The organism is Pseudomonas sp. SWRI111, assembly GCF_014268555.1.
GTDB lineage: Bacteria > Pseudomonadota > Gammaproteobacteria > Pseudomonadales > Pseudomonadaceae > Aquipseudomonas > Aquipseudomonas hamedanensis.
Window position 1 is genome coordinate 1 of the sequence record NZ_JABWQQ010000166.1, and the last position, 232, is coordinate 232.

Annotated in this window: 1 protein-coding gene; it reads right to left on the reverse strand. The window is 51.3% G+C overall.

All coding sequences use genetic code 11. The annotated features are described in order from the left end of the window. Positions 1-23: 23 nt before the first annotated feature. Positions 24-232 (reverse strand): hypothetical protein (locus HU755_RS27295; RefSeq protein ID WP_238350068.1); only part of this gene is annotated, 209 nt, incomplete at its 5' end.

Sequence of the window (232 nt, forward strand, 5' to 3'; positions counted from 1 at the left end):
CCACTTGCGCTTCCGATCTCTCGTTAGCGGGAGGCGAATTCTACAGCGTTACTCGCTGTTGTCAACACCTCTTTTTCACCGCTTTCGACCGAGAAGACCGAACCGTTGAAAGCGCCATACATCGCTGCGATTTCAACTTCTTCCAGGCTTCGATAATCTGAAGCAAGCCGCTGTCGAAAACCGCGTAACTCTTTGAATCTCAAGGAGTTTTCCGTTTCGACTGCGCCGGAAG